Consider the following 19755-nt stretch of genomic DNA (forward strand, 5'->3'; position numbering starts at 1 on the left):
AATTGAATTTATCTATCGGTCGCTGCACGATTAATATCGCGCGCGAGGCTTTCGAATCAGTTCCTGGGGTACTTGGTTATGATATTTTCAACAAGATCGATGATGAACTCCGTAGACTTAACTTCTGATATAGTTATCGCAGCGGGGTGTGCTGCACTATTCCGTATTCCGAGCTTCGTCTCCAAGATTTTACGAACATCATTAGAAATTATTCCGGCCTGCCTCAGAAACTCAATAAGCTTGCCTTCAGGAATTTCCGAAAAATCATCTTCCGCTCTAATTGCAGCGACCCTTACTCTTTTGTCATTATTGGAAGCAAGAACGGAGTTAAATTCAGAAAGCTTTTTTTCAAATACGTACTTGCATAGATGATCAATCGTTAGAAGCCACGTCATAACTATTGCCGAGCGGCGCGCACCAATCTCGTAGCAATCAATGGCCTCCTGTAAAAAACTCTGCTCTTGAAAACTTTTAATATTAGGCAGCAATTTGCGCAACAGCAAACTCGTTTCTATTCGAGCTGGACCAGTATGGATACTTTTTTGTATGTCCAGCTGGGAATTCCTATTCAGAACGTACCCTGCTGCGCTCTTGATGAACTTCTTTCCTTTCTTCGCATTTGAGTTATTATTTAGGTAGGCGCTTACATTACTGTAAGGAGCAATTCGCAATTCGCTGAAACACCTTGTGACTTCGGTCGCCCGCGCCGCAGGGGAATTTTCCATTACAGTTAAGTAATAGACAAAGAAGTCTATCAACTCAGCTGCCGAGCGGGTGGCTAAGTCTGGAATGCTGAGTGCAAAGGTCTCAAGCCTACTCATACGGCATCGGTAACCTTCGCGAGATCATGTTCTATATGATTTCGGCCAACGGTAGTAAGCCGGATCAGTCCCGTGGCATCTGTGTCTATCCAGCCTTTTGTTTGGGCGGTATCCAGTACACTTTGGCGTAGAGCCCTGGGAATCTTGATGCCCACTGTGCGGTAGCAGGTAAAGAGATGATCTTCACCAATTTCTTCCAAGCCCATGCCATCTTTCAGGAAATAAGCAAACACTAGGTTGTGTTCCATATTTGTTTTTAGGACATATTTGGCATGAAAGTCCTTCAGCCTGCCTAGAGTACCCTGATTTAGATCTAGATCCGTAAGCAGCTTAGGCTCTTCTTTCTTTGAGCGTTTTGGCTTGCGAGAAGCAGCGGCGGCTACTGGCTTTAGCGCTGAACTGGCCTTAGCAGCTGGCACGTGTGGTATTTCCACGGCCCCAGAGTCGACCGCTTGTGTTGGCGGCAGCAAAGGCTGAGGAGGTTGAGTAACGCCGAGAGCGGGTTGAGAGATCCGATCCTTGAAATCTCCATACAACTCTAGAATAAAAGCCTCGGAGCCTTCCACCTCTATCAGGCCCATCGAAAGATCAATTCGCAACTTTGCTGCAGTCATAGCTCCCCCTTGTTCTTGATTTCCTACTTCGAGGTATATCACATTGCCATGCAATCGGTGAATAGGTATGAAGGGCCTACTCGTCGGGTGTTTTTTAGTAGCTAGGAAGGATCAGCCCAAGCTATTTATGTGCCGCTTTTTATTGTTCTCTGGCGGTGGTGACTGGCTGCTAATGGCCGATAGGAGTCGTTTACGAGCGTTTGCTCATTGGCCGATTTCTGCCTCACAAGAGAATTCCCTCCGCTTGCAAAAATCGATCGGGCCGGCATGCGCAAAGGACACTGGACACCTTGTCATCGATGATCTCCTCGCTGGCCAGACGTCCCACGGTCGCCGCCAAAGTAATTCCAGGATGCATTGCACAAACGTAGACGCCACCCACTTTGGGTAGATAACCAATGATGGGGATGCCATCGGCAGGCATGGGCCTGAGTCCGACACAAGCCCGCTCCGGATCTATAGAAATAACACCATGGAGTTCGTTCTGGATCGTCTTGGCAGTTCGAAGCGCTATCGCTGCCGGCTGATTTTCCACGGCGTCGTCCAGGTAATCCTCTGCTGCCAGCAACGCACCATCCGAACTTTGCCTCACTTCCATTTCAGGGCTGGAGATGAGGGTGTGCACGAGGTTGGGTTGTGACTTGTAACGGATGAAAATGGCGGGAGATGCCTCTATTGGCAGGGACACTCCAAGCATGTCTGCCAGCTTCGTGATGCCTGTCCCGGCTGCCAGTACGACAATATCGGCATCGAGGATGCCTATTGTAGTTTCGACTCCAGTCATCCTTGCACTCTGGCTTACAAAACCGAGCACTCGCGTCCGAGTGAGAATCTTCGCCCCATGCGCCTGGGCACCTGCGATCAACGCATGCGTAGCTGCTACTGCGTCCAGCGCTCCTTCTTCAGCCGCATAAAGAGCAGACTGGGGAGGGTTCTTGAGATTTGGTTCCAAGTCGAGAATCTGCGATCGAGACACCAGGTTTGCCGAAGCTTGGTGACCTGAGGTTGGCAGCGCTTCAATCGCCATCACGCTGTAAGACAAGGCGCCTGTCCATCTTATCTCCAGACCTGGCAGCTGGGTTTCGAGTCGGCGGTACTCCTTGATGGCAGAACCGCGCAGTTGCGCGATTGGGTCGGGTTCGGGGTGTGAGGCATTGAGCCAAGCGAATGAGCTGCCAGTCACTCCCGAAGCTATATCTTCAGCTTCTACCAAAGTGACATTCGCGCCTTTACCTGCCAAGTGATACGCCAATGACGCGCCAACGATGCCTGCACCAATGACAACGACTCGTTTGCCCTGACCATCTCCCATATCAACCTCCGTTTTGTTGATGTGCGGATGGTACGACAGCTGGATGATTTCATTACATGAGAACCTGATCGTTCAGGACGCTTTCTGAGTGTCTGCTACTGGCCGAATACGGTAGCCTGGTACGGCAGGTTTCGGCTAGAAGCGCACTCGACAGTTAGCCGCTGATGTCTCTACGCTGATCGATCTGGTGAAAGCACACCACTAAAAGGAGCAGTCATGTTGGTAGTTGCCATTGATCGAGATAGCGTTCATGCGGGAGATGATCTGGAAAGTCATGCAATATCGGTCACACTCGATCAATCAGCAACACTGCGTACCTTGATCGAAGTGATACAAGATATGGACTACCTACCTCGTATCAGTGGAGGCAAGGCCACTTGGGTTGTTTATTCATCTGGCAAACCATTAGGTGTTTTAGCCCAGCAATGGCCAGAACCTAGATGGGTCGTGCGCCCCGAGAGCATCGTGGATCAATATTTCGGAAATATCGAGCCTCGCCTACTTTTCAGATATTGGTGTCAGGCAGATCCAGATGAGGTCTTTTCGGATGCCCAGGCCGGAAATGAACTGCCATCACGATTTTAGGATGGGCAGGAGGCATTGCTTTAGATCAATGCGGTTCAGATTACTGCTGTGGGTCGATAGCTGCCTCCCGTGAACGACCGCTTTTGCCCGTTAGCGGCCGTTCTGAGGAACATTGCAGGCAATCAAAGCGGAACACTGCGGCTCATGACTCATTGAAGTTCGACCTCGACACACCTGGGGATGTGGATGTCTTCAACGGACAGCTTTCGGCCCAGAGTGTGCAAAAACGCTTCGCCAAAATTGAAATGTGCGCACCTACGTTAAATCTGAAATTTATCGGCACGTCAGCAAATGTGGATTTGGTTCGGCTCACACCTGCGGCATATCACACAACGGATAGCTACTGTCCGGCACCACCCTCAATCGTCGGCAGTTGAGGCAAGCGCAAACCAGACGCAGACTTCGAATCCTTGCGTTCGCCCAGTCGCCGGCGATATCAGCCGCATTTTCCCATTGACGCCCTGCGCTATGGTTTGTGCAATCGCCAATCCCAACCCTGAACCGCTGGTTTCGCTGTGCCCCCGCACAAAGCGCTCGGTTAGCTGCTGCAACACCGCATCGGGTACCGGCGGGCCACCATTGACCACCCGCAGCAGCGCCTGGTCACTGAGGCTGACTTCGACCGGTTGATCCGCGGCGCCATATTTGAGAGCGTTCTCGATCAGGTTGCGCAATAGGATGGCGAAGGCGTCCGGGTCAATCGTCGAGTACAGGCTCGTCCGGGTTGGCAGATGCAACTCGATCCGGTGCCCGCTACTCTGGTTCCACTCATCGACCACATGGGCTAGCAACGGAATAAGGTCCTGGGGCGTTTCGGACAGCAGCCCGCCCCCCTCGGCCTTGGCCAATTGCATGAGTTTTTCCGAGAGCCGCGCCAGTTCGCGCAACGAGTTTTCGATTTTAGCCGCGCGTAACCGCAACGGGCCTTCGGGCACCTCGTGGTGTAACCGCTGGATCTGCGCCAGGGTCGCGGCCAGTGGCGTGCGCAGTTCATGGGCGCTGTTGGCGGTAAAGCTGCGCTCCGCTTCCAGGGCCTTGCGTAAGCGCTCCAGCAAGTGGTTGACTGCCTCGGCCAATGGATCGATTTCTGCCGGCAGGCGAGCCACCTTGATCGGCGACAGATCCCCCACCCCACGCGCCTCGACCGCCCGACGATACGCCAACACACTGCGCAGGCTGATCCGCACGAACAACCAGGTGCCCAACAGACTGACGGGAATCAGCGCCAACAGCGGCAACAACAAGGCAAACAAAGCCTCCCGCGCGGCTTCACGGCGATGACCCAGCGGCTCGGCGATCTCAATGAACAGCTTCTCGCGTAACGCACTGGCGCCATACAAGCGGTACTTTTCAGAGGTGGAAAATCCCTCGGTCGGCTGCTTACTGAAGATCTTCGGGTTGGCGTCGTGGGACTGCATCAGGATCTTGCCGCTGGCATCGCGCACCAGGTACGTCAGGTATTCCTTGTGCATTTTCAACGTCGCAACGTGCTGCGCTTCACGGGGTTCCTCCCGGTTGCTGATTTCCAGCACGGCCAGCGGCAAGATCCGTTGCGCGGTCTCTTCCAGCGCACTGTCGAACGCCTCGTTCAATTCATGTTGCACCACCAGCCAGGCGCCGACGGTCGCGCCCAGCCACAGTAAGGTCATACCTAGGGTCAGCCCTAGGCCGAGGCGTTTTTGCAGGCTCGAAGAAGACTTCATGCGGCCGCCAACCGGTAGCCCATACCGCGCACGGTTTCAATCAGATCGCGCCCCAGTTTTTTACGCAGACGGCTGATGTACACCTCGATGGTATTGCTCTCGATTTCGGCACCGAAGGCATACAGCCGCTCTTCGAGCTGCGACTTGGACAACAACGCGCTGGGGCGCTGCACGAACGCTTCGAACAGCGCCCATTCGCGAGCCGTCAGGTCCACGGTGGTGCCGGCACGCTGCACAGTGCGGGCGCTCATGTCGACCTGCAAATCACCGAGTCTGATCTGCGGATTGGGGTTGCCGCTGTAACGTCGGGCCACCGCCGCCACACGGGCCGAGAGTTCAAACAGGTCGAACGGCTTGACCAGGTAATCGTCGGCCCCGGCATTGAGGCCGGCGATGCGATCGGAAATCTGATCCTGGGCCGTCAGGATAATCACCGGGGTCACGTCCCCCGCAGAGCGCTGCTGACGCAAGAAATCCAGCCCGCGACCGTCCGGCAACATCAAGTCCAGCAGGATCAGGTCGTAAGGCGTGGTGCGCACGCTGTTGCGCGCATGGTCCAGGCGCTGCACCCAATCGACGGCGTGACCGTCATCGGCGATCTGTTCGCGCACCGCTTCCCCCAGCCCTGGGGAGTCCTCGACCAATAAAACCCGCATCTGAGACCTCCTGTAGTGGTTGTCGTGCCGCACCTTAATCGCCTTACCTGACGTGAATCTGAAGATTCAGCTGGTTGTCAGGAATGCACCTTAGGGTATGCCACAGACGCCGACCTCGGCAGGAGACAGATCATGAAATCAGGTTTTATTGCCCATGCCGCGCTGTTGAGCCTGCTGCTTAGCGGTTTCGTCATGGCCGACGACGACTGCAGCGACCCGGTGAGCGACTGGCAACCCCGCGAGACTTTGCGACAGCAGGTCGAGCGGCAATACGGCTGGAGCGTGCAACGCATCAAGGTCGACGACGGTTGTTACGAACTCAAGGGGTTGGACCGCAAGGGCAACGCCATCGAAGCCAGCTACTCACCGGCCTCGCTGCGCCTGCGCACGCTCGAGATCCATTTCCGCGACGACGGCGATGCCAGGGATTATCTCGGCAGCCCGCTCACCGAATGACGCCTCACCCGTCGATGAGTTTTTCCTGCGATTCAGGTTGCTGTCAGCAAGCAGGTCCAGGCTCTCGACCTAACGATCAAAAGGACACCCTCATGAAAAAGATCATCGCAGCCACCTGTCTCGCCGGCGCCATTGCCCTGCCGGGGTTGGCCCAGGCCCGGGAAGTAACCCTGACCACCCAGCTCAAGGACTACAGCGGCAATGATGCCTACCTGGCGATCTACGTGACCGACGCCAACGGCCAATACCAGAAAACCCTGTGGGTGGCCGGCAAGAAGGCCAAGTACTACAAGCACCTGGGCGACTGGGCCCGTGGCAGCGGGATGAACCCGAGCGAGTTTGACGGCGTCAGCGGCGCCAGTGTCGGCAGTGGGCGCATGCTCAAAGTCAGCGTCGAACTGGCAGACACCCTGATCGATGCCGGGTATCAGATCCGCATCGACAGTGCCGTCGAGGACAAACGTGACGCCCGCGCCGATGTCAGCGTGCCCCTGACGTCCAAGGGCGCAGGCCAGCCGGCGACCGGCAGCACCTATGTCGAGTCCTTTACTTACGATTTGTAGCACCTGCCCTTTCTGGAGGCTGAACATGCTTCGCCAGTCCCATTCCCTGTCCGGCCTGATCGCCGCCCTGTTGGTCATGCTGTTGGCCATCAGCGGCGCGATCCTGTCGGTCGACCCGGCCCTGGAACGTTTGCACAGCACCCCCACCGCGGCCGGGCAACTCAACGTCGGCCAATTGGCCGGGCGTGTGGCCAATCACTTTCCGGGCGTGGAGCAGATCCAGCGCACAGCGTCCGGGACGGTCATCGTCTACTACAACCAGAACGGTCAGGCCGGGGCTGAAACGGTCGACCCACTGACTGGCGAAGGCCTCGCGCCTTATGCGCCCTCCGCGTTCACGCGTTGGGTGAAAGAGCTGCACCGCTCGATGCTCCTTGGCACACCGGGCCATGGGGTGTCGGGTGTCGGCGCGTTGTTCATGCTGATGCTGTCAGTGTCCGGCGCGCTGTTGCTGGCCCGACGCCTGGGTGGCTGGCGCAACCTGCTGCGGCCACTGCGCGGCACGTTCAACCAGCGCTTGCATTCTGAAGTCGGGCGAATGGCCTTACTCGGGCTGCTGCTGTCGGCCTTGAGCGGGCTGTATATGTCTGCCACCACCTTCGGATTTATCGCCGACGGCAGTCAGAATGAACCCGACTTCCCCGTTCACGTCAGTGTCGGGCCGGCCTTGCCAGTGGCGAGCCTGCAAGCCTTGCAGGCCACCGACCTGAATGACCTGCGCGAGCTGGTCTACCCCAGTCCCGGCAACCCGAAGGACGTGTTTTCCCTGCGCACCGCCCAGGGCGACGGCTACGTGGATCAGGCCAGCGGCGCCTTGTTGTCCTACCAGGCCCACGACTCGATGCACAACCTCTACGAATTGATCTATCAGCTGCACACCGGTGAAGGCCTATGGTGGCTGGGCCTGCCGCTTGGGCTCTGCGCCCTCTGTGTGCCGTTGATGAGCGTCACCGGCCTCCTGTTGTGGTGGCGCCGGCGCAAGGCGAGCCCGAACATCCTCCACAACAGCCCTGCCCACTCTGCCGACAGCGTGATTCTGGTGGGCAGTGAAAACAACAGCACCTGGGACTTTGCCAAGACCTTGCATGACGCCTTGCACCTGGCCGGACACCGAGTGCATAGCGCGGCGATGAATCAATACGCCAACGATTACCGCAGCGCCCAACGCGTGATCATCCTCACCGCGACCCATGGTGACGGCGACGCGCCAGCCTCGGCTTCGCAGTTTATGTCGCGGCTGGCCAAAACCGGCCTCAAGCCCGGCCTGCCCTTTGCCGTGCTGGGCTTTGGTGACCGCCAATTTGCGCAGTTCTGTCAGTTCGCCTATCAAGTGCAGGACGCGATGTTGCAGGCCGGTGGCTCGCCGTTATTGGGGCTGGAAACCGTCAACCGCCAATCCTCTCAGGAATTTGCACGTTGGGGCCACGCGCTGGGCGACGTGCTAAAGCATGACCTGACACTGGTCCATACCCCGCAGCGGCCACAGACCCATCCATTGCTGCTGACAGAGCGCATCGTCTATGGCGAACAGGTGAACGCACCGACCCACGTATTGCGCTTCAAGGCACCCGATGCGCTGCCGGACTTCCTGGCCGGTGACCTGGTCGGGATTGTGCCTCCGGGCAATCCAATCCCTCGTTTCTACTCGCTGGCCAGCGGTTCGCAGGACGGCGTGCTAGAAATCTGCGTGCGCAAACACAACGGCGGCGTGTGCTCGGAATTTCTTCATGGCCTGGACGTCGGAGCATCGATCGAAGCGTTTATCCAGCCTAACCCGCACTTTCGCCCGGCGTCGGGCACGCACCCGGTGATCTTGATCGGTGCCGGTACCGGCATCGGTCCATTAGCCGGTTTTATCCGCAACAACACGGCCCACCACCCGATGCACTTGTATTGGGGCGGGCGCAACCCGGCCTCGGACTTCCTCTACGAGCCGCAACTCAAGCAGTACCTGGCCGACCGGCGCCTGACGGCATTGCGCGCCGCCTTTTCTCAGGTTCAAGACCGCTGCTATGTGCAAGACCGGCTGATCGGAGATGCCCAGGCCCTGCGTCGACTGATTGAAAAAGGCGCCCAGGTGCTGGTGTGTGGCAGTCGCGAAATGGCCAAAGGCGTGATGCACGCCCTCGATGAGGTGTTGGCACCTCTCAACCTGACGGTGCTGACCCTCAAGGCACAAGGACGCTACCGTGAAGACGTCTACTGAGTTGCAGCGCTACAGCCTGAACGGCGAAACCATGGGCAGCCGCTACACCGCCCTGTTCTATGCCGGGACCGGAATCGATACCGACGAAGTGGGTCGTCACTTGGCGTGCGCGGTGGACCGGGTGGACCAGCAAATGTCCGCCTGGAAACCCGACTCGGACCTCAACCGCCTCAATGCCGCCCCCGAGCAGCAATGGATTTTGGTGCCCCAGGAACTGGCAACGGTGCTGTCAGCGGCACTGCGTGTCAGTCAGCAATCCGGCGGCGCCTTCGAGATTGCCGTCGGTGATCTGGTGAATGCCTGGGGGTTCGGCCCCGAAGAACCGACCGTTAGAGAACAGGCGCTCGCGACGATGCCGCCGCGCATCCGGCTGTCAGCTAGCGCCGCGTTGGTGGTCGACCCGTTACGCTATCAGGTGCGCAAACGCGCGCCGCTGCACCTTGATTTGAATGGCATCGCCAAGGGGTTTGGCGTCGATGAGTTGGCCCGTTGCCTGGAAGGTTTTGGCATCACCCGCTACCTGGTCGGCATCGATGGCGAGATGCGCGCCCGGGGCGTCAAACCCGATGGCCAGTGCTGGACCGTAGCGGTGGAAAAGCCTGACCGCGGTGTGCGTGCAGTCATGGGCGTCATGGAACTTGGCGATGCCGCGATCGCGACCTCCGGGGACTACCGACAGTGGGTCGACGTGGCCGGTCAAGCCTATGCTCATACCATGAACCCGGCCACCGGCGCGCCGCTGTGCAACCGGCTCGCCGCCGTCACCGTGGTGGCTGCTTCGTGCATGCTCGCCGATGCCTGGGCCACGGCGCTGATGGTGCTGGGTGAAACCGAAGGGCCACTTCTGGCACAGGAACGCGGGATGGACGCGCTTTTCGTGCTGCGCGACGGCCAACAATTCAAGGAAATATCCATTGTCGGCGGCCAGTTGCAGGCGCAGATTGAAACCCGTCCGATGTGAACCGCCTAATGACAGTGAGTCGCACACAACCATGAAATTCATGCACAGGCACACCGAATCCCACCGCAGTGATCGTATCGGCTGGCTGCGCGCCGCCGTCCTTGGGGCCAACGACGGAATTGTCTCCACCGCCAGCCTGCTGATTGGCGTCGCCGCCGCCAACGCCAGCCACGCTACGTTGCTGGTCACGGGCATGGCGGGGCTGATGGCCGGCGCCATGTCCATGGCCGCAGGCGAGTACATCTCCGTGCACTCCCAGGCCGATACCGAGCGCGCCGACTTGTCCCGCGAACGGGCCGAGCTGGCCAGTGACCCGAAAGCCGAACACATCGAGCTCGCCAACATCTACATGCACCGTGGCGTATCATCCGAACTGGCGCATCAGGTGGCCGATCAATTGATGGCCCATGATGCGTTGGGTTCGCACGCCCGGGACGAACTGGGTATCAGCGCCACCCTTACCGCCAAACCCTTGCAGGCGGCCCTGGCCTCCGCCGCCAGCTTTGTGGTGGGTGCCGCCCTGCCCCTGGCGGTGACGTTTGTCGCGCCGGAGCACAGCGTGGTGCCCTGGATATCGGGCATGTCATTGGTGTTTCTCGGGACACTGGGTGCCATCGCCGCCAGGGCCGGCGGCGCCAAGATCATCACCGGCGCCTGGCGGGTGACCTTTTGGGGCGCGTTGGCCATGGCGGTTACGGCACTGGTGGGGCACTTGTTTGGCGCTGTGGTCTAGCGCGCGTCCGTTTCTGCAAAAAAACACAGGGCGCCCCTTAATGAAAGGGGGCGCCCTTTTTACGCTGCCAACCTATACCACGCCGACGAAATCGCTCGCCGTGAGGGCCACATGCCCGACCAGGTCAATTTGGAAATCGGCGCCATTACCGTTGTTTACATTGCCCTCCACATACGTGTGATCGACCCCGCCGACGTTGACGAAGTGGTACTTCAATTGCGCCTGGTTGTTGAACTCGTTGCCGGCGCCGTTCCACTCGCCGAGGAAGGTGAAGTCCTGATTACCGGCGGAACCTGCGCCGGAGGTCCGGGCATCGATCAGGGTGAGATCGATATGGTCGGTTCCGTGCGAGAAGTCCGTAATCACGTCACGGCTTGCGGCCGACGTTCCCGAGTCATTGATCGAGCTGAACACAAACATGTCCGCCCCTGCACCGCCGGTCAACGTATCGCGGTTGCCATTACCCGCCAGCGTGTCGGCACCACCGCCGCCACTCAAGGTGTCGATACCGCCCTGCCCGGTCAGTGCGTTATTGGCGTTGTCACCGGTCAGGGTGTTAGTGCCGCTGCTGCCGATGACATTTTCGACGCTGATCAAGGTGTCACTACCGGTTTGCGAGCTGCTGGCCGAGTTGGTGGACAGGTTGACCGTGGCGTTGGCCGATGTGCCTGACAAGTCATAGGTATCGGTGTCGCCACCGCCGTCGTAGCTGTCATTGCCATCATTGACCGATGCCTGGAAGGTGTCATTGCCTAGGCCACCGAACAAGCTGTCTAGGCCTTGTCCACCCACCAGGGTGTCGTCACCGCTGCCACCGTCCATCCAGTCATTGCCGCCCTGGCCTTGCAACAGGTTGCTGACGCCATCGCCCTGGATGTGATCGTTGCCCGATCCGCCGGTGACGTTTTCGATGCCAGTCAGTGAGTCGTTTCCGGTCTGGGTGCTGGTTGACGTGCCGGCCTGCAAGTCCACCGTGGCTGCCGCCGATGTGGCCGACAAATCATAGGTGTCGACATCCGCACCACCGTCATAGTGGTCGTTGCCATCGTTCAAGGAGGCCAGAAGCGTATCGTTGCCCGCGTCCCCGAACACCGTGTCATTACCCGTCAAGCCAGTGAGCTGGTTGTTGCCGCTGTTGCCATTGATAACGTTGTCCAGCGCGTTACCGGTGCCGTTGATATTGTTCGTCCCCAGCAAGGTCAGGTTTTCAACGTTGGCGCCCAGGGTGTAGCTGACCGACGACATGACCGTATCGGTGCCCTCGTTCAGATTCTCCTGAACCACATCACCATTGGCATCGACCATATAGACATCGTTGCCGGTATTGCCGCGCATTGTGTCGCTGCCCGTGCCGCCGTCCAGCACGTCGGAGCCCAAGCCACCGTTGAGGATGTCATTGCCCGAGTAGCCCATCAGGATGTCCTGAAAGTTGGTGCCATTGAGCGTGTTGTTGAAGAAGTTGGTGCCCTCGATCAAGCGCCCGACTGTCTCCGACGGGGCCGACGTCAGCTGTTCCACCGAGCCGCTGTCATCGGTGTACGTGGTGATCACCCGCAGTTGCTGGCCGAACTGCGCCGAGGTGGGCGCAAAGGTTGACGCATTCGCCCCGGTGATACTCAACCAGGTCGCTCCCACCAGCGCTTGCCACTGATAGGAGAACCCGCTTGGCCCAGGCAAGCCGTCGGCGTCCTGGATGGCCGAGGTGTTCGCGGTCAGCCGGTATTGGGCCGGCACCGGACGACTTGGCGTGGTCGGCGAAGTGGCATAGCCCGACAGCACCACATTACCGGTCGGCAGATGATTGGTGATGCTCAGGTTGACCGTGCGGTCGGCGAAGCCCAGTTTCTCCACACCAACCACAATGTCGCTGCCATCGCGGCCCGCCACGCTGTCGGTGATCTTGAAGGCGGTGATGAGCCCCTGATGCTGGGTCAGAAAGTTGATCCTCTGAATCGTGTATTCCGACCGGTTGCCCGTAAACATTGCCATGTCCGACACGCCTGCCGTGCCACCGTCACCGACCGTGACGCTATCGGCGAGATCGGCAGGATTGGTACTCGCAACCCCATTGCGCCACAAACGGGTGACTTGGCTACCGCCTAACTCCAGATTCTCGAAAGTGGCCGACTTCAGCATCTCGGTGAAGTGCTTGTCGTAGCCAGGCCCCACCGCATCCAGCAGGCCGTTGGTGCCGATAAATCCGGCAGCACGGTAATTGGCGCCGTCCTGATAATTGTCGTAACCACCGGCGTAGGTGCCGATCAGGCTGTCCAGACGGATGCCGTCACCGACGATCACGTCGTTGCCAATGCCGCCAACCAGCTTGTCATTGCCGCTGCCGCCGATCAGCCAGTTGCCGCTCGCATCACCCAGGATGGTGTCGTTGTTCTGGCTGGCAATGACCCCTTCAATGCCGACCCACGCAGGGAACGGAGTGGTCAAGTCGATGGCCACCGCCGGGTTTTGTTGGGTCGAGAAATCGATCGTGAGACCTTGGGGGGCCTTGGCATGGTCGCTGAAGTCGATCAAGTCGAATCCAATGCCCTTGCCATCGTTGCCCAGGTCGGTCTTGCCGTCGCCACCCAGTACTTCGTCCGGCCCACCGCCCATGGCTTGGGAGAAGGCCCCCGGGCGCAAGATATCGTCGCCATCGAGGCCGCCCGAAATATCCTGGTCGTCGCCGGCGATGATCAGGTCGTCACCGCCGTCCCCCCACAGCAGATCACCACCGGCACCGCCGTCAAGGATGTCGTTGCCATCGCCACCGTGGGTGAAGGCATCGGTATCGCCTTCGCCGAACAGGAAGTCGTCACCCGATTCGCCCGACAGCTTGTCGATGCCCACACCGCTGTGCAGGATGTCGTTGCCTTCGCCGCCAATGATCTGGTCGATGCCTGCCGCTGCCGTGGCGGATTGTTCGCCGCTCACGTAGTCGTCACCGGCGCCGCCATCCAGCAGATCGCCGCCATCGCCGCCGTAGATGCGGTCGTTGCCATCTCCGCCGTACAGGCGGTCGATACCGTTGCCCCCGTAGATTATGTCGTTGCCGCCTTCGCCATAGACCGTATCGTCACCGCCCCAGGCGTAAATCAGGTCGTTACTGTCGCTGGCCACTATCACCTCGTGGGCCTCGGCACCGCTGTTCAGCGTGCCGTCGAGATTTCCCCCTCCGTTGATCGCCGTGGTGCCAGAGGTCGCGGCGCTGTCTTCGACACGGAAGTCACGGATGTACTGCACGCCATTGACGGTCACGATGTCGCCGTTGTTGGTGGTGGCATTGCCCCGAGTTGAATAAACGCCCAGCGACTGATGACCAATCACCGTGATGCCATCGGCGGCGTAGAGGGGATGAGCATCCTCGTAAGCCTTGATCGCATCGGCGTACTTGTGCTCGGTCTTGGAATTGGCGACCTCGTTCTGCGCCAAATCGTAGTACTTGTCGGCATAGGCAAAAACGCTGCCATTGAGGTGCTCGGCGCCGGTGTTGCGCTCGACGATGTCCTTGAACTGTTCATTGACGATGCCCTCGCCCATCTGCAACTGGTCCAGGCGATAGAGGTAGTAAAAGCGGTCGCCGTTCATCAGTCGGCTGATCTGGTCGACAAACACCGTGTCGAAGGTTTCACCCAGAATGCCCCCGGTGACGTGCACCTCCGCCAGGCCGCCCAACCAGGTGTCGATGTGTTGAAAGCCATCGACGCCATAGCTGCCCGCGTCAGCGGGGCTGTTGAAAGTGTTGTTGAGGAAATCCAGTGCCTGGTTATACGTATACCCTTGGGCTTCGATGCTGCCTTCGGAGATCGTGCCGTTCTCCAGACCGATCACCGCGGCGGCGCGTGCGACGTTGCCGTCGAACGAATAAGCCGCAATGAAATTCACCAGGTTGTCCGGGTGGATCATGTTGGCGCCAAAGTCGGCCCAACTGCTGTACTCACTCAGGCCAATGGCGGCGCGGAACTCATTGAGTGTGGGGATGCCAACGTCGCGGCCACGGGCGATGTTGATCGCGGCCAGGTCCAGCGGCTGACCGAGCAGGCCCTGGTTCAGCGCTGGCGTGACGAATTCGTCAACCTCGTTGGCCTGTTGGTGGGTCATGCCCAGGGCGATAGCCGCCGCGCCCTTTTGCGCAAACAACTCAGGCGTGAGGAAAGCTCGTTCGAGTGCAACGCGCATCACACTGCTGGTGATGCCTCCCGACGGGTCGATCAAGTCGATCGACTCGCGCAGGGTGCTGTGGCCAAAGCGATAAGCCACTTGCGAGAAGTCCAGGCTCACATCGGCTTGTTCGCCGCTGTTGTAGCCCACGAATTCGGCGATGTTGGGTGTGATGGTTCGGGCAAACTGGTCCACCGCCGTATGCTGATACTCCATCTCGACCGTGATTTTAGCTGCATTGAACAGTTTGTTATCGTCCCAGGCGATGGCACCACCGGAGTAAACGTAATTGCCTTGCGCGTCTTCGTAGTGATTGCCGACCACGCTGACGCCGGCCGCCACGACATCTGTCGCCTGGATGACCACCGACACCTGCCACTCATGCAGCAGGTCATGGTTGTAAGTACCCGCCTGATCGAGCCGCTCCTGACGCAAGTCCTCGACCGCAACGGCTTCCTGAATGTTGCGCACCTGAAAGTTGTGCTCTTCGTGCCACACATGGTGTACCGCGGTCAGACCGATGTTCTCGTTCACTCGGCCGTCACCGGCAATATAGTGATCCCCCACCGCCGCCATCAGCAGCTCGCCGACGGCGGCGTGCACTTCTGGGGTGAGTGCGATTACAGTCGGGCCCGCCTGCATCGATGTCTTGATACTGAAGTCGCTGAAGTTCACCCACAGTGCCAACGCGCTGGCTCCCGTCAGCGTCACCGGCGGTGATCCCGGGCCCATGGCGCCGGCCGGCAGTTTCAGTTCCAGGTAACCATCATTGGGGCCAGCACCGTCGACATAGGCGAACTCGTAACCGAAGCCCAACGCCAGCGCCGCAGCCTGGAGGGTCGCAATATTGGCCTGGAAATCAGTCGCAGCCTCAGGGTTCAACGGGTTCTTGAAGTGCGCCTCGTCAAAGCGCGGGTTCATATCAAGAATCAGCGCCTGGCCAGAGTTACCGGCCTCGGCCCCGGTTTCCACGTTGCCAGCCGCGTCGCGATTGCGCAGATCGAGTACGTCTTCCCAAGTCAGGTCAGCACGTTGGGTGAGCATCAGGTGCGCACGCAGTTCGTTCAGCGTAGGCAGTGTGGCGTGAGTCGTTTCGCCAAACGCATTCTTCCAGGCGACTGAAGTGTTGCCGTCCAGCATCTGGGCGCCGGCGTGGTAAGTGACACCGCCATCGGTGGAAACCCACGCTCGCAACAGGTCGGTGACTTCCTGGTCGGAGCCATAGGTCTGGCTCTGATCAATATAGGGCGATGTGTGGTTGTTCCATTGCGGCGTTCCGTCGGCGGTGAAGCCGCTCACATCAGCGCGGGAAATCACTATCTTGGTGGCAGGCTGGCCGGTGGTGGGGTTGATCACGCCATAGAGCGGATCGTCCGGAGACAAGTTGATCGTGATCTTGGTGCCGTCCGCGCCCTTGCCGATGAAATCGAGGCCGTGATCGAAAAACTGGCCGAACAGGACAAACCAGCCATTGACCGGTGACACACCAGGGTTCTGTGCGCCGATGAAGTACTCATCATTTTGCACCGACGAATGCGCTTGCACGTTGGCGCCGGTCAGCGGGTCAATAACCGGACTCCCATTGCCATCCAGCTGCCAGACCGGATTGCCGCTGGCATCGAACTGCAAGTCATAACCACGTTGGGCGTCTTGCTGGCCGAGGGCTTCCAGCATGCCGTAGTCAGTCACCTGGGTGAAGCCGTTGACGTCCTTGACGAGGTGAGTACTACCGGGCTCCGTCTGGAAGGTAACGTCTGCGGTGGTGACTAACCGGCTAATCATGCGCGGCGTGTAATCCACAACGTCGTGAGCGGGAGACGCCTCGTTGATCGGCGTCGCGAGGTTGTCGCCTCGCTTGATGTAGTCCGCCGCCGCAGGGTCGGGGCTGGTTGTAAACGTATTGGCGTAGAACGCGTTGGGGTCGCTGCCAAGTCCCGCCATGGGCTTGACGTAATGATCGAACGACACCGCCATGCGTTGCAGGAAGGGTTGATCGGCTGATCCCCAAGTGGCATTAACCAGGTACAAGTTGTTGTTCAGCCCCGACGGATCGCGCAGGCCTTGAGAGGCCGTGACCGACGCGTAGGAGTGCCCATACATCGCAAGGTTACTGTCAATCTGGGCCTGGCTCAGGGTCGTGCTGCCTGGATCGTAGATTAACCGGTGTTGCGCATCGTATATCGCACTCGACCCGCTCCAATCGATAATCGCGTTGCCATCCGCATCGTAGAGCGGACGAAAGACAATCTGATCCCGCATGAAGTCCAGATCAGAAAGATTGAATCGAAAAGGTTTCAAAATATAGCGCGTGGCCATGATATTTCACCTGTCAAATTGGGTTTCAAACTTCAGATCCGTCATGACTGACCTGGCCTTGATCCCAACCTTTCGGGCAGCCTGTCAGCTAGATTCCAAATCGTTAATTCGTCATCTAAAGCATTAGGGAGGTGAACAAACAGCGATAGATGCGAAGGTCCAATCAAAAAACGAGACCTAAGTCGCAGGTGCAAACCAGACCTTGGTCGACCACTGAAGTACGAATCCCCCCGGTTTGGCAGTCCGTTCCGAGCCATACAACAAGCCGTCGCGTGCTGCACTGATTGTCCATCTATAGTGAGCCTGTTCGTTCAGGCAGCTTGAACATGACACGCTGCGTATATCCGATGAGGCGTAGGTTTTCCAATCAACGTCGAGCAATGGTCAGGAAATTGAAGCGATGGCAAATAACTCAAAAGCCCACTCGCAAACCGAGACGTTTGTCGCTGAACCGAGTGAGATCCCGGACGGGCCAACACCTGGACCTGATCGTCGCCGGAATACGATGCGCAGCCGACTGATGGTTCAGGCTCGCAAGCTAAGTCGCTCTACGCAGTTCGTGATTGCCGCCGCACTGATCCTGGGGCTGACGATGTTTTTCGTCGGAGAATTGGTCAGTGAGCGAATAGAACGGGCCGCCGTACAAAGCGCCGCAGAGGCCGGCGCCCACTACATGGAAGCGTTTCTGGAGCCCTATGTGCAGGAGATGAGTCGCGAAAATATCCTCTCGGCCGAAAGCGTCAAATCCCTGGACCGCTTGATGGAGACCCACTCACTGAAACGGCACATCGTCTCGATCAAGATCTGGCAACCCGACGGCACGGTGGTTTACAGCACAGATAAATCCATTACTAATCACAAGTTCCCGATGGAAGAGATTGCCGATGCCCTTAACGGAAACGTTGTGACCGACCTTGAAGACCTTAAACAGGAAGAAAACAAGTTCGAGCGCAGTATGAATGTGCCGCTCTATGAAATTTATGCACCGCTGCGCGAGTTCAATACCGGAAAAATCATTGCGGTGGGCGAGTTCTATGAAAAGGCCGACAGCCTGGAACAAGAGATCAGGCGCATCCGCCAGCAGGTGTGGATGGTCGTGGGCGCCGCGACACTGGCGATGCTGACGCTGCTGTTCTTCCTTGTGAGGCGCGGTGACACGATCATCCAGCGCCAGCAAGTGGCCTTGAGGTTACGGCTACTGGAGCAAACAAGGTTGCGCATCAGTAATGCCGTGCTCCAGCGCAAGATGACCACGGCGACTGAGGAGTTCTCGCGGGTCAACGAACTGACCCTGCGCCGCATCGGTGCAGACCTGCATGATGGGCCGGCACAGCTGTTGACCTTGATACTGATCCGGCTCGATGACCTGGCCGAGAACTGCACGGTAGTCGATCAGGAATCCTTGGAAACCATCCGAGGCGCAGCCAACGATGCATTGCGTGAGGTACGGGAATTATCGCGGGGTCTGGCGCTTCCGGAGATCAACGACCTTAGCCTGCAGGAGGAGTTGCAACTGGTGGCTCAACGACACGAGCAACGCACCGGCACCAAGGTCAAATTATCGCTGGGGACGCTGCCCGAGGAGGCTTCACTGCCACTCAAACTGTGTCTCTACCGGTTTGTGCAGGAAACCCTCAACAACGCCTACCGCCATGCCCACGGCCACGGCCAGGCCATCAGCGCGGATTACAGAGACGGGCTGCTACACATCAGCGTCAAGGACAATGGACCGGGCATGGCGGCTGACGCCATAGTGGTCGACACAGCGGGCAGGACCCGGCTGGGGCTCGCCGGTTTGCGCTATCGCGTTGAATCTCTGGGCGGACTGTTCAGCATCGACTCATCCGCTGCAGGCACTTCGGTGAATGCACAGTTCAAGCTTTAGTCAGGGGCCACCCTATACATCTATATGAGTATTTACTGTCCCGATGTGCAGGCGATCCATCGCCTCGCGCTCCCAATAGCGGCGCAGGGCGGTGACAGCCTCGACACGGTTGCGGGCATTGAGCTTTTGCATCACGCAAGTCATGTAGTACTTGACGGTTTTTTCGCTGATCAAGAGTTTTGAAGCCACCTCCTTATTGGTCAAGCCCATTGAGACTTCACGAATGATCTGTTCCTCCCGATGGGTGAGGTCGATCTTGCGGACTTCGGCTTCATGCTTTCTGAAGTTGCTCAGCAGCTTTTTGGCAAATTCAGGGGTGATGTACGTTTCGCCCCTAGAGATAGAGCGAATTGCCAGCACCAGATCCGGTCCACTGATCCCTTTCAACACATAGCCACGTGCCCCCGCTTCGAGCGCTGAATAGGCATCATCTTCGGATTCGGAAACTGTCAGCATCAGCACCTTCACGTCCGACAGTTGAGTGGAAATGTACCGCACGGCAGCAAATACATCGCCCGGCATATTTACGTCCATCAGCATCACGTCCGGACTCAATCGCAGAGCGATGTCCCGGGCTTCATCCGCGCTGCCCCCCTGCTCCACGACTTGTAAGTCCGTCCTTTTCCTCAGCGTATTGGCCACGCCTTCACGCAACATAGGGTGGTCGTCGACAATGCCAATCCGGATGAAAGGGTTCATAACGCGCTCCTGAAAGGGTCAATTACTCGAACACCATTGATTAATAGCAGCTAACCCGGCCGGATGCAGGGCACTGGTCACAAGCGCCGC

At 58.4% G+C, this 19755-nt stretch carries 14 protein-coding genes; 7 read left to right on the forward strand and 7 right to left on the reverse strand.

What is annotated here, in order from left to right:
* Window positions 1-56: 56 nt before the first annotated feature.
* From AB4P97_RS10690 to AB4P97_RS10700, 3 genes are all read right to left on the reverse strand, one after another.
* A complete protein-coding gene (locus AB4P97_RS10690) occupies window positions 57-821 on the reverse strand; it encodes a hypothetical protein (protein ID WP_395602625.1) in 765 nt (254 codons plus the stop codon).
* Window positions 818-1435: a hypothetical protein gene (locus AB4P97_RS10695; RefSeq protein ID WP_395602626.1), complete on the reverse strand. Its 618-nt coding sequence runs from the start codon at window positions 1433-1435 to the stop codon at window positions 818-820. Before AB4P97_RS10695 ends, AB4P97_RS10690 begins: the two co-directional genes overlap by 4 nt.
* A 223-nt stretch (window positions 1436-1658) precedes the next feature.
* Window positions 1659-2747 (reverse strand): FAD-binding oxidoreductase, encoded by a 1089-nt coding sequence (locus AB4P97_RS10700; protein WP_261735364.1) that lies wholly within the window; start codon window positions 2745-2747, stop codon window positions 1659-1661.
* A 216-nt stretch (window positions 2748-2963) separates the two neighbouring features.
* On the opposite strand from AB4P97_RS10700, the gene AB4P97_RS10705 reads away from it, so the two are divergent.
* The gene (locus AB4P97_RS10705; protein WP_080963927.1) at window positions 2964-3332 is read left to right on the forward strand and encodes a hypothetical protein; all 369 of its coding nucleotides are present in this window, start codon (window positions 2964-2966) and stop codon (window positions 3330-3332) included.
* A 359-nt stretch (window positions 3333-3691) separates the two neighbouring features.
* Here the strand turns inward: AB4P97_RS10705 and AB4P97_RS10710 are convergent, their stop codons facing one another.
* Window positions 3692-5035: a sensor histidine kinase gene (locus tag AB4P97_RS10710; RefSeq protein WP_395602627.1), complete on the reverse strand. Its 1344-nt coding sequence runs from the start codon at window positions 5033-5035 to the stop codon at window positions 3692-3694.
* Window positions 5032-5691, reverse strand: coding sequence for a response regulator transcription factor (locus AB4P97_RS10715; protein ID WP_395602628.1), 660 nt, complete (start codon window positions 5689-5691; stop codon window positions 5032-5034). Before AB4P97_RS10715 ends, AB4P97_RS10710 begins: the two co-directional genes overlap by 4 nt.
* A gap of 132 nt (window positions 5692-5823) precedes the next feature.
* On the opposite strand from AB4P97_RS10715, the gene AB4P97_RS10720 reads away from it, so the two are divergent.
* The 5 genes from AB4P97_RS10720 to AB4P97_RS10740 all read left to right on the forward strand — a co-directional run bounded on the left by AB4P97_RS10720 (window position 5824) and on the right by AB4P97_RS10740 (window position 10610).
* On the forward strand, window positions 5824-6147 hold the full coding sequence (locus tag AB4P97_RS10720) for a PepSY domain-containing protein (RefSeq protein ID WP_395602629.1): 324 nt from the start codon (window positions 5824-5826) through the stop codon (window positions 6145-6147).
* 92 nt (window positions 6148-6239) lie between these two features.
* A complete protein-coding gene (locus AB4P97_RS10725; protein WP_395602630.1) occupies window positions 6240-6710 on the forward strand; it encodes a DUF2271 domain-containing protein in 471 nt (156 codons plus the stop codon).
* 25 nt (window positions 6711-6735) lie between these two features.
* Entirely contained in the window at window positions 6736-8916 is a 2181-nt protein-coding gene (locus AB4P97_RS10730) for a PepSY domain-containing protein (RefSeq protein WP_395602631.1), read from the forward strand.
* Window positions 8900-9877, forward strand: coding sequence for an FAD:protein FMN transferase (locus AB4P97_RS10735; protein ID WP_395602632.1), 978 nt, complete (start codon window positions 8900-8902; stop codon window positions 9875-9877). Before AB4P97_RS10730 ends, AB4P97_RS10735 begins: the two co-directional genes overlap by 17 nt.
* Before the next feature lie 31 nt (window positions 9878-9908).
* Window positions 9909-10610, forward strand: coding sequence for a VIT family protein (locus AB4P97_RS10740; protein WP_395602633.1), 702 nt, complete (start codon window positions 9909-9911; stop codon window positions 10608-10610).
* Between the two features lie 72 nt (window positions 10611-10682).
* Here the strand turns inward: AB4P97_RS10740 and AB4P97_RS10745 are convergent, their stop codons facing one another.
* Complete coding sequence (locus AB4P97_RS10745) at window positions 10683-17081, reverse strand: peroxidase family protein (protein WP_395602634.1); 6399 nt, start codon at window positions 17079-17081, stop codon at window positions 10683-10685.
* A 400-nt stretch (window positions 17082-17481) separates the two neighbouring features.
* Between AB4P97_RS10745 and AB4P97_RS10750 the strand changes: the two genes are divergently transcribed.
* Window positions 17482-18966: a sensor histidine kinase gene (locus tag AB4P97_RS10750; RefSeq protein ID WP_047301455.1), complete on the forward strand. Its 1485-nt coding sequence runs from the start codon at window positions 17482-17484 to the stop codon at window positions 18964-18966.
* Window positions 18967-18978: 12 nt separating this feature from the next.
* On the opposite strand, the gene AB4P97_RS10755 is transcribed toward AB4P97_RS10750, so the two are convergent.
* The gene (locus AB4P97_RS10755; RefSeq protein WP_047301457.1) at window positions 18979-19665 is read right to left on the reverse strand and encodes a response regulator transcription factor; all 687 of its coding nucleotides are present in this window, start codon (window positions 19663-19665) and stop codon (window positions 18979-18981) included.
* Between the last annotated feature and the right edge of the window lie 90 nt (window positions 19666-19755).

This window comes from Pseudomonas sp. A1230, from assembly GCF_044218825.1.
In the GTDB taxonomy this organism is placed as follows: domain Bacteria; phylum Pseudomonadota; class Gammaproteobacteria; order Pseudomonadales; family Pseudomonadaceae; genus Aquipseudomonas; species Aquipseudomonas iridis.

Excerpts from the sequence above, each read along its gene's own strand:
- AB4P97_RS10690 (WP_395602625.1), bottom strand. The coding sequence starts at position 821 with ATGAGTAGGCTTGAGACCTTTGCACTCAGCATTCCAGACTTAGCCACC.
- AB4P97_RS10740 (WP_395602633.1), top strand. The coding sequence starts at position 9,909 with ATGAAATTCATGCACAGGCACACCGAATCCCACCGCAGTGATCGTATC.
- AB4P97_RS10695 (WP_395602626.1), bottom strand. The coding sequence starts at position 1,435 with ATGACTGCAGCAAAGTTGCGAATTGATCTTTCGATGGGCCTGATAGAG.
- AB4P97_RS10730 (WP_395602631.1), top strand. The coding sequence starts at position 6,736 with ATGCTTCGCCAGTCCCATTCCCTGTCCGGCCTGATCGCCGCCCTGTTG.
- AB4P97_RS10715 (WP_395602628.1), bottom strand. The coding sequence starts at position 5,691 with ATGCGGGTTTTATTGGTCGAGGACTCCCCAGGGCTGGGGGAAGCGGTG.
- AB4P97_RS10700 (WP_261735364.1), bottom strand. The coding sequence starts at position 2,747 with ATGGGAGATGGTCAGGGCAAACGAGTCGTTGTCATTGGTGCAGGCATC.
- AB4P97_RS10725 (WP_395602630.1), top strand. The coding sequence starts at position 6,240 with ATGAAAAAGATCATCGCAGCCACCTGTCTCGCCGGCGCCATTGCCCTG.
- AB4P97_RS10745 (WP_395602634.1), bottom strand. The coding sequence starts at position 17,081 with ATGGCCACGCGCTATATTTTGAAACCTTTTCGATTCAATCTTTCTGAT.
- AB4P97_RS10710 (WP_395602627.1), bottom strand. The coding sequence starts at position 5,035 with ATGAAGTCTTCTTCGAGCCTGCAAAAACGCCTCGGCCTAGGGCTGACC.
- AB4P97_RS10755 (WP_047301457.1), bottom strand. The coding sequence starts at position 19,665 with ATGAACCCTTTCATCCGGATTGGCATTGTCGACGACCACCCTATGTTG.
- AB4P97_RS10705 (WP_080963927.1), top strand. The coding sequence starts at position 2,964 with ATGTTGGTAGTTGCCATTGATCGAGATAGCGTTCATGCGGGAGATGAT.
- AB4P97_RS10750 (WP_047301455.1), top strand. The coding sequence starts at position 17,482 with ATGGCAAATAACTCAAAAGCCCACTCGCAAACCGAGACGTTTGTCGCT.
- AB4P97_RS10720 (WP_395602629.1), top strand. The coding sequence starts at position 5,824 with ATGAAATCAGGTTTTATTGCCCATGCCGCGCTGTTGAGCCTGCTGCTT.